The organism is Nisaea sp., assembly GCF_965216895.1.
GTDB lineage: Bacteria > Pseudomonadota > Alphaproteobacteria > Thalassobaculales > Thalassobaculaceae > Nisaea.
This window is the reverse complement of the sequence record NZ_OZ244205.1, coordinates 1,789,363-1,801,916: the sequence shown is the minus strand read 5'-3', so window position 1 is coordinate 1,801,916 and position 12,554 is coordinate 1,789,363. Positions and strand designations below refer to the sequence as shown.

Annotated in this window: 15 protein-coding genes; 3 read left to right on the top strand and 12 right to left on the bottom strand. The window is 65.1% G+C overall.

Going from position 1 to position 12,554, the window contains the following annotated elements:
* Positions 1–51: 51 nt before the first annotated feature.
* A complete protein-coding gene (locus ACOOE1_RS08645) occupies positions 52–609 on the bottom strand; it encodes a type II toxin-antitoxin system PemK/MazF family toxin (RefSeq protein WP_420405942.1) in 558 nt (185 codons plus the stop codon).
* Between the two features lie 443 nt (positions 610–1,052).
* Entirely contained in the window at positions 1,053–1,556 is a 504-nt protein-coding gene (locus tag ACOOE1_RS08640; protein ID WP_420405941.1) for a hypothetical protein, read from the bottom strand.
* Between the two features lie 253 nt (positions 1,557–1,809).
* Between ACOOE1_RS08640 and ACOOE1_RS08635 the strand changes: the two genes are divergently transcribed.
* The gene (locus tag ACOOE1_RS08635; protein ID WP_420405940.1) at positions 1,810–2,589 is read left to right on the top strand and encodes a winged helix-turn-helix domain-containing protein; all 780 of its coding nucleotides are present in this window, start codon (positions 1,810–1,812) and stop codon (positions 2,587–2,589) included.
* A gap of 126 nt (positions 2,590–2,715) precedes the next feature.
* Complete coding sequence (locus tag ACOOE1_RS08630; protein ID WP_420405939.1) at positions 2,716–2,934, top strand: hypothetical protein; 219 nt, start codon at positions 2,716–2,718, stop codon at positions 2,932–2,934.
* A gap of 152 nt (positions 2,935–3,086) precedes the next feature.
* Here the strand turns inward: ACOOE1_RS08630 and ACOOE1_RS08625 are convergent, their stop codons facing one another.
* The 4 genes from ACOOE1_RS08625 to ACOOE1_RS08610 all read right to left on the bottom strand — a co-directional run bounded on the left by ACOOE1_RS08625 (position 3,087) and on the right by ACOOE1_RS08610 (position 6,336).
* On the bottom strand, positions 3,087–3,638 hold the full coding sequence (locus ACOOE1_RS08625) for a hypothetical protein (RefSeq protein WP_420405938.1): 552 nt from the start codon (positions 3,636–3,638) through the stop codon (positions 3,087–3,089).
* A gap of 263 nt (positions 3,639–3,901) precedes the next feature.
* On the bottom strand, positions 3,902–4,510 hold the full coding sequence (locus tag ACOOE1_RS08620) for a CIA30 family protein (protein ID WP_420405937.1): 609 nt from the start codon (positions 4,508–4,510) through the stop codon (positions 3,902–3,904).
* A gap of 109 nt (positions 4,511–4,619) precedes the next feature.
* Positions 4,620–5,414: an SDR family NAD(P)-dependent oxidoreductase gene (locus tag ACOOE1_RS08615; protein ID WP_420405936.1), complete on the bottom strand. Its 795-nt coding sequence runs from the start codon at positions 5,412–5,414 to the stop codon at positions 4,620–4,622.
* 1 nt (position 5,415) lies between these two features.
* The gene (locus ACOOE1_RS08610) at positions 5,416–6,336 is read right to left on the bottom strand and encodes a dihydrodipicolinate synthase family protein (protein WP_420405935.1); all 921 of its coding nucleotides are present in this window, start codon (positions 6,334–6,336) and stop codon (positions 5,416–5,418) included.
* Positions 6,337–6,456: 120 nt separating this feature from the next.
* On the opposite strand from ACOOE1_RS08610, the gene ACOOE1_RS08605 reads away from it, so the two are divergent.
* Positions 6,457–7,053: a CIA30 family protein gene (locus tag ACOOE1_RS08605; protein WP_420405934.1), complete on the top strand. Its 597-nt coding sequence runs from the start codon at positions 6,457–6,459 to the stop codon at positions 7,051–7,053.
* A 148-nt stretch (positions 7,054–7,201) separates the two neighbouring features.
* On the opposite strand, the gene ACOOE1_RS08600 is transcribed toward ACOOE1_RS08605, so the two are convergent.
* The 6 genes from ACOOE1_RS08600 to ACOOE1_RS08575 form a co-directional block, all read right to left on the bottom strand.
* Complete coding sequence (locus ACOOE1_RS08600) at positions 7,202–8,086, bottom strand: DUF2652 domain-containing protein (RefSeq protein ID WP_420405933.1); 885 nt, start codon at positions 8,084–8,086, stop codon at positions 7,202–7,204.
* Between the two features lie 90 nt (positions 8,087–8,176).
* Positions 8,177–8,878, bottom strand: a complete 702-nt coding sequence (locus ACOOE1_RS08595; protein WP_420405932.1) for a copper resistance protein B — start codon at positions 8,876–8,878, stop codon at positions 8,177–8,179.
* Positions 8,879–8,881: 3 nt separating this feature from the next.
* Positions 8,882–10,651, bottom strand: a complete 1,770-nt coding sequence (locus ACOOE1_RS08590) for a copper resistance system multicopper oxidase (RefSeq protein ID WP_420405931.1) — start codon at positions 10,649–10,651, stop codon at positions 8,882–8,884.
* A gap of 34 nt (positions 10,652–10,685) precedes the next feature.
* Entirely contained in the window at positions 10,686–11,246 is a 561-nt protein-coding gene (locus tag ACOOE1_RS08585) for a cupredoxin domain-containing protein (protein ID WP_420405930.1), read from the bottom strand.
* 76 nt (positions 11,247–11,322) lie between these two features.
* Positions 11,323–11,586, bottom strand: a complete 264-nt coding sequence (locus tag ACOOE1_RS08580; RefSeq protein ID WP_420405929.1) for a hypothetical protein — start codon at positions 11,584–11,586, stop codon at positions 11,323–11,325.
* A gap of 278 nt (positions 11,587–11,864) precedes the next feature.
* Positions 11,865–12,413 carry a hypothetical protein gene (locus tag ACOOE1_RS08575; RefSeq protein WP_420405928.1) on the bottom strand — a complete coding sequence of 183 codons (549 nt, stop codon included), beginning with the start codon at positions 12,411–12,413 and terminating at the stop codon, positions 11,865–11,867.
* Positions 12,414–12,554: the final 141 nt, after the last annotated feature.

The window sequence follows — 12,554 nt, the reverse complement described above, 5'->3', positions numbered from 1 at the left end:
GAAAATGGTCTTACAAGCCCGCTCTCGCGGTGACGCAATGAACATAAGCGCTCACCAGTGAATCGTCAATGAATGCATGCCTCCTGCGTGCAGGACGCAACGCCGCGCTTCGCGGAGAATGTCGTCAGAAACACGCGGAGAAACGTACTTCCTGTTCTCTGTTCGTATGCGGTCCAAGCGATGCGCGCCGACGGCGGCAACCATGTCTCCCTTGATCCAAGATTCCTCGTATTTCTTGCCCGGAACGGTGCCTTTTGGAAGCTTGTAGTGATAGGGACGCACAACGTTCGGGATCTGTGAGCTTATGGGCACGACGATGCAAAGTTTCGTCCATTGCTTTTGATTGGGCGAGATCACCAGAACGGGGCGCGTCTTGACGTTTTCAGGCACCTGAAAGCCAAGGCCGAAATGACAAATCAGGATGTGACCGGGCTTGGGCTGGAACTGAAGACCGTTTGGGATTTGGTCTTCTCTGATCGTCTTTGCGAAATCCCTGAGTTGTCGTGAAAGCGCATCGTTTCTTCTGAGTATGGTCCCCAGACTTTGTATGACCTGCTCATCGGCATCTTGATTCACAACAACGTTTACCGCCTTCACCATCTTGGCCATCGCCTCCCCAATTGCGCGAACAGCCTATAATTGGCTGCAACCGGAGTCCAAGCATGAACGGAATAGCCGACGTGCCCGATCAGGCGCGCTTGCAGACGCACGCCTCAATCAGTGGGTTTGCAAAAGATACAAACGCCATTTTTTTGGCCCCCGTTAAGCTTTGGATAAGCGGAGGATAACGCTTAGCCTTTTGATTCGATGCTACCGATTAAAGAGACTCCACTGTTTGTGGGGAAATGTCTGATACGGACCCGAATCCATTCTTCAACTAGGACGTCCGTTAACGTGATGAATTAAGGGGGTATACCACTCATTTCTCCGCGTTACGCCGTCATCCCGGACCTCGATCCGGGATCCACTCTCGACGTTCTGGCGCTTCCTGAACCAGTGGATCCCGACTTCCGTCGGGATGACGCCTAAGTAGTGCCGAACAGCGCTGCCGCTCACCGCCGCGCAATCCCCTGCATCACCGCCACCATCGCAATCCCGTAGAGCACGTGCCCGACGAGCGCCACCCACGTAATCCCGGTGAAGTTCAGGAAGAACGGCAGGCCGGCGATCCAGGTGATGCCGCCGATGGCGAAGACCCAGAGCCCGAAACCGTAGAGCGCGGCGGGCAGGAACCAGCCGCCGCGTCCGCCGGTCACCCGCTCCCAGGCCGGCCGGAAGATGAAGAGCCAGCCGGCCGGATAGCCGATCAGGCCGACCAGGTAGAAATGCACGAAATAGCCGGCGAAATCGTTGTGCGGCAGGCCGAAGCTGCCGAGCAGGCTGCGCGCGAGGCCGTGCGGCGAGAGGGTGGCCCAGCCGAGCGCGGGGCTGATCAGCTGGCCCCAGAGATCGAAGGCCGTGGTCGCGGCGGCGCCGGCGACGAACATCTGGCCGAGCGTCGCGGCATCGAGCGGCGGGAGGGCGCGGTTGGCGGTCATGTCGTCTCTATCGGCCATGGGATCCTCTCCTTCGGCGGCGGCGCGGTGCTGGGCAACGGCGCCATCTGAGAGCTAGGCGGTTCGGGCGGGGGACGCAATCGGCCCGGGGACGGCGTCAAGCACTCGTGACCGCGCGTGACGGAACCGGATCGGCGCGTGGTCCGGTCCAGGGACGAAACGGGACTTGTTGCGGGGCTTTCTGCGCGCCCGCTTGAACGGCGGCGCTTTTCGGGTCATCAAGACCGCATCGTCGATCGTTGTGGGCCCATCCATGAGGTATATGTTCGGAGATTTCGTCCTCGACACTGGGCGTGTCGAACTCGTTGCGCGCGGGCGTCCCGTGCCGCTCGAGAAGAAGTCGTTCGAACTGCTCACCTACCTGATCGAGCACCGGGACCGGGTCGTGCCCAGGGAAGAGCTTCTGGAGATCGGTTGGGACGGGCGGATCGTCTCGGACACTGCGCTCAGCAGCCAGATCAAGGCGATCCGGCGGGTGCTCGGCGACGACGGGCGGGCCCAGCGTATCCTGCGCACCCGGCATGGCGTGGGCTTTCATTTCGTCGCCGCGGTGTCGGTGGAGTCCCCGGGCGAAACCGGAGGCGCGCCCGCACCCGCGGCGCCGCGCTCCGGAAAGCCCGCCATCGCCGTGCTGCCCTTCAAGAACCTGAGCTCTGACGAGGACCTCAAGCATTTTGCCGACGGACTGGCGGAGGACGTGATCACCGGGCTCGCCGGCATCGGGCGGTTCGACGTCGCACCCCGCAGTTCCAGCTTCGCGCCCCGGCTCCGCGCCCTGACCGCCCGCGAGGCGGCGGCGGAGCTCGGCGTGCAATTCATCCTCGAAGGTGCGGTGCGGCTGTTCGGTGACCGCATGAGGGTCACCGGCGAGCTGATCGACGCGGGGACGGAAACCCAGCTCTGGAACGAGCGCTACGACCGCAGGTTCGAGGACGGTTTCGCGCTGCAGGACGAGATCGCCACCGAGATCGTCTCACGGGTCGGCCGCGAACTCCGGGTTGCCGGCGCGGCAGAGTCCCGTCAGGACCTCTAGATTCCGGCAAGCTCCACAAAGAGATCAGGAAATATCCAGATTTCCCTCACGGCCCGGCCAAGCATCAGGTCGCGGGCGGAGCTATGTCTCCGGTCCTCGCTATTGTCATTCGAGGAGACGGGAACCATGCAGATTTCACTCATGCGCGGCGCGCAGACGGGCTACCGTATCGGGCGCCGGGTCGAAACCCTGTTCGCCCTCCTGCTGAAGGGCGCCGGTCAGGTCATCCGCCAGCTGCAGATCGGGCGGCCCGGTCCGCGCGTCCACGCCCTGCCGGATGATCAGCTGAGGGATCTCGGGCTGCGCCGCGACATGCTGGTGCGCGAACGCCGTCTCGACGACTAGGGGCGGGCATCCGGGGCGATGCACATGTCACTCATCTCCCGATCTTCGGCGGGATGACGTCCCTGGGGGCGTTCCAATCGCTTGGCTGGAACCAGGCGGGCGGCCGGGAGTGCCTCGCTTCCGCGCCAGAGCTCTCTCGGCCTTGGCTGCGCTCAATCCCTCAGGGTGAGAAACGCCCGGTCCTCCGGCATGAACACTTCCTTGCCGAAGCTTCCGATCATCGCCACCGTCATCCAGAGCTGATCGACGCCGCCGTCTCCGAGCGTGAGCGGGGCGGTCAGGCGGACATAGCGGTACTCCTTCACATCCTCCCGGGAGCTGCGGATCTCGTGCAGCAGCGGGCGGCGCGCCGCGACGACCTCCCGGTACTGGCGCGTCACCATCTCCGCATAGGCGGGCGGTGTCAGGGCGTCCGTCCGCCATCCGGTGGCGTCATAGCCGAGCGCGGCGACGAGGGCGGAGCCGAACAGGCGGTAGCGGAACGTCCCGCCCGGCAGCACGTCCGCGATGCCGATATGCCCGATCGCGTCCTCGACGCTCTCGAGCGCGATCATCCGGCGCAGCGCGATGCCGCCGGCCTTCGGGGCGGCGCTCCAGGCCTCGAGGGCCGCGCGCAGCCGCCCGGGCAGGGCAACCGAACCGGGGTTACGGGTGTGGGACCGAAACCGCACGGCCTCGCAGCCGTCCCGCGGATTTTCGTGCAACGCTCTCGCATCCTCCGGCAAATGCCCCAACCTGCCGATCCGCCTGTAATACTAACGTATGCGTCCGGGGGCTGCCAAGAGACCCGTGGCGGCGATATGCCGGATGGAGCGTCACATCGGCCGGAATGCCCTGCGGGCCGTTCCGGCCGTCGGTGAAGAGAGAGCGTAGGCCAGAAACTGGAGCGCGAGGGGCCCGGGGCGGCGCGCACGATAACGAGGGCGCCGACGGGCTCCCGGGCCGAGAATCGCGCGGGATCTCGGCGTCACCGGACCGGGCTCGGGTCAAGCGCATCCGGGCCGGGCATCCGGTAGAACCCCACCTCCCGCACCTCGATCTCCGCCGCGTGGTCGCGCCCGAAGGCGACGATGGCGACCGAGGTCAGGCTCCCGGGTGCCGGAACCTCCGCCAGGGGCCAGCCGGAGCGCGCGAAATCCGCGAGGGGAAGGCGCACCTCGGTCCAGTCGGGCGTCGCCTCGAAACCGGCCTGGTAATATTGCCAGGGCAGCAGGGTGCCCGTGGTGCGGAGATGCACGAAGTAGCGCTGATCATTGCCGCGCACAATGAGCCGGACGCCCCCGGTGCCGTCCGGCGGCGGGGCGTCAAGGCGGGTGCGGAACTGGATGAAGCCGCCATTGTTCTCCGTACTGACGGTGCCGGTCATCCGGGCGAAGGCGGTGCCGTCCTCCGTGAGGAAACCGACCCTGCCTGTCGACACCCCGCCCATCACGGTGTCGGCGATGAATTCCCAGCGGGTCTCCGGACGGTCTTCGAACGTCTCGATCGGTCTCTCCTCCTCCGCTGCGCCCGGCCGCACAGAGAGCGCGAGAACCGCGATGAAGGCCACAGAAGCCCGTTGGATACATACCCGCATGTCTGCTCCCGGTTCCGATGACGGCCAGATTTCCGAGGGAGATAGATGTCCGGCGACCGGTTGCCACCCTTTCGGGCAACGGTCCCGGCGCGGGACGGGCAGGCGAAATCTAGCCGATATTCGCGGTGAGGCCGCCGTCGACCGGAAGGCACACCCCGGTGATGTATCCGGCCTCGTCGGAGGCGAGGAAGAGCGCCGCGTTGGCGACGTCCCAGGCGGTGCCGGTGCGCCCGGCGAGCGGCACGCCGGCCTTGCGTTCGGCGCGGATCTCGTCGCGCGGCCTGCCGCTTTCCTGCGCCCGCCGCTCGATCGCCATCGGGGTGTCGACCAGGCCCGGCAGGATCGCGTTGGCGCGGATGCCGTAGGGCGCGTTCTCCATCGACAGGTGATGGGTCAGGGTATTCACCGCGCCCTTGCCCGTTTTGTAGGCGACGGTGCCGCGGGCGGCGAGGGAGGAGGTCGAGGAGATGTTGAGGATCACGCCGGACCGCTGCTCCCGCATCACCGGGAGCACGTATTTCGATGTCAGGAACATGCCCTTCAGGTTCATCGCCATCAGCTCGTCCCACATCGCGGTATCCATTTCCGGCGTCGGCCGGTCGCCGCGCGAGCGCCCGACATTGTTGTGCAGGATGTCGATCCGCCCGAAGCGGGCCTTGCAGGTCTCCGCGATGCGGCGGCACTCCTCCTCGCGCGTGATGTCGGCCTTCAGCACCTCGGTCTCCGCGCCCGACTCGCGGCAGAGCGCCTCGGTTTCCCGTGCCCAGGCCTCGTTCGCGTCGACCAGCAGCAGTTTCGCGCCCTCCTCGGCGAAGCGGAGCGCGACCGCGCGTCCGTTGCCGACGGTTTCGCCCGGCTGCTGCCCGGCCCCGACGATGATCGCGACCTTGTCCTTCAGGCGCACGCTATTTGCCCCATTTCAGCGCCAGCGGATCGGCGTCCCGCGCGAGTTCGAGCAATTGCGCCCGCGTCTCCGGATGCAGCGGGCGGATCGGGTGGCGGACATGCTCCGACGCGATTACGCCGCCTTCCTTCATCACCGCCTTGCTCGAGCGCCAGCCGCATTGCCGGTTCTCGAAATTGATCAGCGGCAGCAGGCGCTCGTAGATCCGTTTCGCTTCCGCCCGGTCGCCCGCGAGATGGGCCGCGATGGCGGGGCGGATCAGGTCCGGGATCATTGCCGAGGTCATCGAGCCGGTGGCGCCGGCATCGAGATCGGCGAGCAGGGTGATCGCCTCCTCGCCGTCGAACGGCCCCTCGATGGCCGCGCCGCCAGCCTCCAGCAGGGCGCGCAGCTTCGCCGCCGCCTGCGGGACCTCGATCTTGAACAGTTTCACCTGTTCGATCTCCCGCGCCATCCGCACCAGAAACGGCACCGAGAGGGCGACCCCGGAAAGCGGGGCGTCCTGCACCATGATCGGGATGCCGCCGGCGTCGCCCGCACGCTCGAAATGCTCGAACATCGCCTCTTCGTCGGCCTTCAGCGCGGCGCCGTGATAGGGCGGCATCACCATCACCATGGCCGCGCCCATCGCCGCAGCCTCGCGCGCCCGCGCCTCGACGATGCCGGTCGAGAAATGCGAGATCGTGACGATCACCGGCACGCGTCCCGCGGTGTGCTCGAGGCAGACGCGCGTCAGATCCGCGCGCTCGGCGTCGCTCAGCAGGAACTGTTCGGAGAAGTTGGCGAGGATGCAGATCCCGTCCACGCCCTGGTCGACCATGCAGTCGATCACCCGCTTCATGCCTTCGAAATCGACGGCGCCGTCGTCCTTGAAAGGCGTCGGCGCGACCGGCCAGATGCCGGAAAAGGGCTTCGTGGTCATATTCTCGATTTCCTCCCGCGTTTCTCGTGGTACCCACGATAGCCGATCCGGGAACGCTTGAAACGGCATTGCGCCGCCTTAATCTACCAATTCCGTTCCCCGGAAATCTGGAGCCGTGTCATGCCGTCCCGCCGCGCCGCCCTTCGACTGCTGGCCGGCGCCGCTCTCGTTCCCTCGTTCGCCCGGAGTCCCGCCATGGCCGAGTCCTTTCCCGTGATCGACGATCTTTCCCGTCCCCATCCCGAAGCCGTGACGGGGACCAACTGGGAACTGGTCTCGGACCGGGTGATGGGCGGTGTCTCCGGTGGCACCATTGTCCGCGAGGAGGTTGCAGGACGCATGGCGCTCCGCATGCGCGGCGAGGTGAGCCTGGAGAACAATGGCGGTTTCCTGCAGATCGCGCTCGATCTCGCGCCGGGAGGCGACAGCATCGACGCCAGCGGCTGGCGCGGTATGGAGCTGGAGGTTCTTGGCAACGGTGAAGAGTACAACCTGCACCTACGGACCGATGACGTCGCGCGGCCCTGGCAGTCCTACAGGCAGAGTTTTGTCGCCGGGCCGGAATGGCAAACGGTGCGCCTGGACTTTGCCGGCTTCGCGCCGCACCGGTTGGAGGCGCCGCTCGATCTCACGCATCTGCGGCGCATCGGCCTGGTCGCGATCGGCCGGGCCTTCACCGCGGATCTGGCTCTGGCCGGAATCCGGTTCTATGGCTGAGCCGGGCATGTACTTCGCTGGACCAAGTGGGACGGTCGATGCCGTTTCTGCCTGTTTCTCTCAGCCCGCGAACCGCTGTACAGGGACAGGGACGAAAAATACAGCGGCGACCACGAGCAGTGTCCCGCTTTCCTGGGGCGGGCTGCGGTTAGTCTGTCTCAAGGCGGAGATTTCCGCGCAGCTTCGTCAGTGTGTCGGAAAGCACTGAGCGCCGGGGCGGGGTGCCGGTCCGGGTCCAGGCGGTGATCAACTCGCTGCCAAACTCGAAGACCTGTCCCCTGACGGCGCCTATATGCTCGACCTGTTCTTCGACCGCGCGGGCGGCGAGGCCGTCCGGTAGGGCGATCCGGCCGGCGGCGGCTTCGGTCACCATGATGTAGCGCGGACTGCCGACAGAGTTCTTCATCATCCGGTGCAGCACGATCACGTCGGTGCCGAACAGGTCGGTCGAGTCGTTGAAGCGGAAGCGCGCGGCCTCGCCGCGATGCACGAAAATCTTGATGTCGAGATCGTCCATGTGGGTGCAGGCCCGGCAGGGGCAGATGTTGGAGGCCTTCAGCGCGGCGCGTTCGCGGTAGAAGGCGGATAGAATGGCGATCGCGGTCTCCCCGAGCAGTTCCGGAGCATGGCGGTCCGCCTCGACGAAGAACAGCGCGGCGTCGCCCTCCAGTTTTGAGAATTCCAATGTCTTCGTCGCTTCCTCGATCATCGCGTCGACCAGGGCGAGAACGATGGTCATGGCGTGGTCGAAGGAAAACCGGCTGCCGGTCATGAAGCGGGTGTAGTTGCTGATGTCGGGCAGGAAGAAGACCAGGTCCTCTGCGGGGCCGGTCCGGGTGCTGCGCGCGACGGTGCGCCCGAGCCGACGTGCCGCCGGCAGCTCCGGAAGCGCAACTCCCGCCGCTTTCGGCCGCCGTGCGAGATGCAGGCCCAGGACGATGAGGACGAGCAGCAGACCTGCGAACGCGGTCGCGATAATCCACATGATCGGCATGTGGCTCGCGGCACCCTGCATCATCTGGCTGTCATTCATCACGGTTTTCTGCGGCCTCCGGCTGTGTATCGTGTTCTTCCGTCGCCGCTCCGGGTCGGAGCGCAGGTCCCGGAGCGGCGTGGCGCTACCCTAGAACATCATCCGGAATCCAACGACGAGAGAGATCACGTCGTCGTTCTCTCCCTCGGCGCGGACAAGGCGTCCGCTCTCGCCGAGAGTCCGCTCCCAGTGGGCCCCGATATAGGGTGCGATCGCGCGGTCGATCAGGTCGTAGCTGAGACGTCCGCCGATTTCGAGTTTCGGTCCGAAGGCTGCCCGCCCGGTCGCCTCGTCGTCGGCGAGCGGCAGGTCGAACTCGATGCTGGGCGTGAAGATGATCCGGTTGGTGATCAGACCCTCGTACTCGACTTCGAAGCGGGCCGACGGATAATCCGAGAGGAACAGGTCGGCATCCACCTCGAACCACTGCTTGGCCAGGCCGTGCAATCCGAGCACGCCATGGGTCCGGCGCGGGCCTTCGTCCGGGCTGTCGTGGCGCACGCCGGCGACGGCATCGAAGAAGTCGGAGACCGGAATCTGGAGGCGCAGCTGGTTCTCCAGCGTTTCGAACTTGTCGGGCGAGGCGGCGTACTCCGCCTCGCTGCGCAGGGCGAACTTGAACTCGTCCCGGCCGACGAAAGCGTCGGCGTCCCAAGCGTAGACTTCCGAGCCTTCCCCGCTGCGCCATTCCAGCTGCTCGGCCTGTATACCCCAGAGCCACTGTTCCGACGAGGCGGGTTCTGCGGAGAGAATTGCCGAGAGAGCGGAAAGGGTTGCAACAATGTTCCGCATCGCTCAGCCCTCCGTCTTCTTCGCGGGCAATGCCGCGGCTTTGCCCTTCGGACCGCCTTCGACCACGACCTTGCGGAACATGCCGCTGTCGGCGTGGTAGGAGAGGTGGCAGTGAAAGGCCCATTGTCCCGGCGCGTCGACTTCCGTCTCCATAAAGACGGTCGTACCAGGCGCCACGCTGACCACGTGCTTGACTGGATTCCACTTGCCCTTGCCGGTGTCGAGGATCGACCACATGCCGTGCAGGTGCATCGGGTGGGTCATCATCGTCTCGTTGACGAACTTGAAGCGCACCCGCTCGCCGTACTGCAGCCGGATCGGCTCGGCGTCGGCGTATTTGATGCCGTTGATCGACCAGATATAGCGTTCCATGTTGCCGGTCAGCCGGAGTTCGATCTCACGCGTGGCTTCCCGGTGTTCATAGAGCGGTTTCTGGGCGCGAAGGTCGTCGTAGGAGAGGAACTTGCCGCCGTTCGCCGCCGTCGGCGTCAGACCGCTGCCGGGCGCGTAGAACGGATCGGACGCGGCCATCATGCCGTGTGTGCTGTGATCCATCTGGCCGTGGTTCATGCCCTGCATCACGGTGCCGTCGGGCATGGTGTGTGATCCGGACATCTGGCTGGCGCCATGGTCCATGCCCTGCATCACCGTGCCATCTGGCATCGTGTGGCTCATGCCACCCACGGCCATGCTCCCGTGATCCATGCCTTCATGCGCCATACCCATGTCGGCCATGGTGAGGCGCGGCGGGGCGCGCAGTTCCGGAACCTCCGCTTCCATCCCCTCGGCTGTCGCCAGGGTTCCGCGAACGGAGGCGGTGCGCGCCATCGACTCGGCGAAGATCGCGTAGGCGCGGTCCTCTTTCGGCTGCACGATGACGTCGTAGGTTTCGGCCACGGCGATGCGGAACTCGTCGACCGGAACCGGCAGCACGTTGTTTCCGTCCGCCTGCACGACCGTCATCTTCAGTCCCGGGATACGGATGTCGAAATAGGTCATCGCCGAGGAATTGATGAAGCGGAGCCGGATGCGCTCGCCCGGGGTGAAGAGGCCAGTCCAGTTCTGCCCGGTGCTCCTGCCGTTAATCAGCGGGGTGAAGCCCTGCAGGTCCTCGATGTCGGTCGGCATCATCCGCATGTCACCCCAGGCGGCCCGGTCCGACAGCGCCGCGTCGAAGCCTTGTTCGCGGCTGTCCTTCAGGAAGTCGAGCAGGGTACGCTGCTGCCGGTTGTAATAGTCCGGCATCATCTTGAGATTGCGCAGGATCCGGTCGCCGGAATGCGGATGCGCGTCGGTCAGCTGCACCACGTAGTCGCGGTCATAGCGGAACGGCTCCCGCTTCTCGGGCTCGATGATGATTGCGCCATAGGCGCCGTCAGGCTCCTGGAAGCCGGTGTGGCTGTGGAACCAGTAGGTGCCGCTCTGCACAATGGGGAAACGGTAGGTGAAGGTCTCGCCGGGCGCGATCCCGTCGTAGCTGATCCCGGGTACCCCGTCCTGCTCGTACGGCAGGATGAGGCCGTGCCAGTGGATCGAGGTCGGTTCGGAGAGATTGTTCGTCACGTTTATGGTGGCGTCCTCGCCTTCCTTGAGGCGCAGGACCGGTCCGGGCGTGGCGCCGTTATAGCCGATTCCTGTGCGCGTGAAGCTGCCGGTGTCGACGGTGACCCGGTCGACGGTGAGATTGTATTCGCCGGCGGCGGCGGCGCCTGATAGCGCGGCTGCCATACCGGCGCCGAGCAGCGAGGCCCGGCGCAACAGTCCGAAGGACATGGCTGTACTCCTTGGGAAATCAGGATGTCGGGGCTCAGTGGCTCAGCTTGACCTTGCCGTGCATTCCGGTCTCGTAGTGACCGGGGACGTTGCAGGCAAATTCGAGATCGGCATGCTCCGGAAAGGTCCAGACGATCTCTCCCGATTTTCCGGGCTCGAGCAGGACGCTGTTCGGCTCGTCATGCATGCCGTGGCCCATGGAGGCCTGCATCGCCTTCGCCGCCTCGAGATTGATGCGGTCGGGCTCGAGAACGCCATGCTCCATCATCATCATCATTTCGGGGCGGTGCGCCTCGTGCATCGCGGCGGTTGCGATGTTGAACTCGTGCACGAATTCGCCCGCGTTGCGGATAATGAAGCGGACGGTTTCGCCTTCCTTGATTTCGAGGGATTCAGGCTCGTAGTAATTGTCGTACATGGTGATTTCGATGGTGCGGGATACCTTCGCCGGGTCGCCCGGCTGGCCGATCTTCATTTCCTGCATCATGCCGTGCCCGGCAACATGCGAGCCCGCCGCGAGGGCCATACCGGAGGAGATCAGGGCGAGGGAAAATGTGGCGCCGAAGACAGCGCTCAGAACCTTGGAGCAGGACATGCTTCTATCCTTCACGAATTGACGGAACTTCTGTGTGCGGCCCGTCACCGGGACGCAGATTGCGGATGAAGTCGCGTCAGCCTCGTGGAGGAGGCGTGTCGGCGGCGGGCAATATGCCTCGCAGGCGCAGGTCCGGCAGGTGGAACTGCCATCGGCCGGAATATTCCATCGGAAAACAGGGCTGGTACTCTGCCAGATCGATGGCGCCAAGACAGTGGGGCGTGATCATGTGGGTGCAGTCCGCCGGCGTGCCTTCGGGCTGGGCCGCGCCCGCAAGCGCTGCGTTCGCAGTACCGGAAATGGTGAAATGCTTCGCCGGGCCGCTCCCGCTTCCGGGCATTGCGTGCCCGAACGAGGGTGCCGCGGTCACCAGAAAGATCGCGAATGCGAGTAGTGCCGATCGCCACATGAGAAACGATGTGGGGTTTCCACCAACTGGAAGGTCAAGGGGCAAATGCCGCAATGGGGATACGATGCCGTATTCTGCCCCTGCTAGTTTCGTTTCGTACCACCGCACGAGCGTCGTCATGTCGGAGTGGCGACGCATCGGAGAAAGGCGGAGACGCGGTTGCGCCGCGTCTCCAGGCGGGCTCTGGGGGCAGGCCCGGGAGGAGAGAGTCAGGGACAGGCATTCGCCGGCGGCGGGTTGTTGCCGGCATTGCATTCGAGCAGATAGGTGTTTGCGTCCCCCGGCGACATCTTTCCATTGCCGATCATGGCCAGGAACGGCGCACGGCAGAGCGTGGCGCCTCCGGCGGGCATCTGCGCCACGGCGTTCAGCCGGGCGAGCCAGTTCTGCGTGCTGACGCCGCAGATCATCGCCGGAGCGCCGGGCATCGTCAGGGCGCCCGGAAAGGCGCCGCCGATCGGCGTATTGCCCTGGCAGGTCGGATTTCCGGGGTTGATCCGCACGGTGAGGTGGATCGGCGTTCCACGGTTGAAGGTGACATGCACGTCGGTCGAACCGGTGGTCATGCCGCAGACCCAGAGATTCTGGGTCGCCGGGCTCAGCGATTTGCACAGTCCCTGGTTCATCGCGTTGCCGTAGAGGGTGAAACCCTCGCAGTTGGTCACTGCCAGGGCGGGAAGCGGTGCGGCGGCGAGCGCGGAGATCGTGATGCCCAGAAGGCTTCGCCGCGCGGCGGTCGTCAGTTTCATGCGTTGCATCGATGGCTCCGATAAATGATCGAGATACCCCGATAGACCGCCGGCGGGCCGGATTCGTGAACGGGTATCCCGACCGCGTCTCCCGGAACGCTGGTTTCCGCCCGCTATCCGGCAGTTACCTTGGATTTTATCTTTTCGTCC

What these genes read in the sequence shown, in the direction of transcription:
- ACOOE1_RS08630 (WP_420405939.1), top strand. Translation starts at nt 2,716, where the DNA reads ATGCAGATTTCACTCATGCGCGGCGCGCAGACGGGCTACCGTATCGGG.
- ACOOE1_RS08580 (WP_420405929.1), bottom strand. Translation starts at nt 11,586, where the DNA reads ATGCCCGGAAGCGGGAGCGGCCCGGCGAAGCATTTCACCATTTCCGGT.
- ACOOE1_RS08585 (WP_420405930.1), bottom strand. Translation starts at nt 11,246, where the DNA reads ATGTCCTGCTCCAAGGTTCTGAGCGCTGTCTTCGGCGCCACATTTTCC.
- ACOOE1_RS08610 (WP_420405935.1), bottom strand. Translation starts at nt 6,336, where the DNA reads ATGACCACGAAGCCCTTTTCCGGCATCTGGCCGGTCGCGCCGACGCCT.
- ACOOE1_RS08605 (WP_420405934.1), top strand. Translation starts at nt 6,457, where the DNA reads ATGCCGTCCCGCCGCGCCGCCCTTCGACTGCTGGCCGGCGCCGCTCTC.
- ACOOE1_RS08635 (WP_420405940.1), top strand. Translation starts at nt 1,810, where the DNA reads ATGAGGTATATGTTCGGAGATTTCGTCCTCGACACTGGGCGTGTCGAA.
- ACOOE1_RS08640 (WP_420405941.1), bottom strand. Translation starts at nt 1,556, where the DNA reads ATGGCCGATAGAGACGACATGACCGCCAACCGCGCCCTCCCGCCGCTC.
- ACOOE1_RS08590 (WP_420405931.1), bottom strand. Translation starts at nt 10,651, where the DNA reads ATGTCCTTCGGACTGTTGCGCCGGGCCTCGCTGCTCGGCGCCGGTATG.
- ACOOE1_RS08645 (WP_420405942.1), bottom strand. Translation starts at nt 609, where the DNA reads ATGGCCAAGATGGTGAAGGCGGTAAACGTTGTTGTGAATCAAGATGCC.
- ACOOE1_RS08575 (WP_420405928.1), bottom strand. Translation starts at nt 12,413, where the DNA reads ATGCAACGCATGAAACTGACGACCGCCGCGCGGCGAAGCCTTCTGGGC.
- ACOOE1_RS08620 (WP_420405937.1), bottom strand. Translation starts at nt 4,510, where the DNA reads ATGCGGGTATGTATCCAACGGGCTTCTGTGGCCTTCATCGCGGTTCTC.
- ACOOE1_RS08595 (WP_420405932.1), bottom strand. Translation starts at nt 8,878, where the DNA reads ATGCGGAACATTGTTGCAACCCTTTCCGCTCTCTCGGCAATTCTCTCC.
- ACOOE1_RS08600 (WP_420405933.1), bottom strand. Translation starts at nt 8,086, where the DNA reads ATGAATGACAGCCAGATGATGCAGGGTGCCGCGAGCCACATGCCGATC.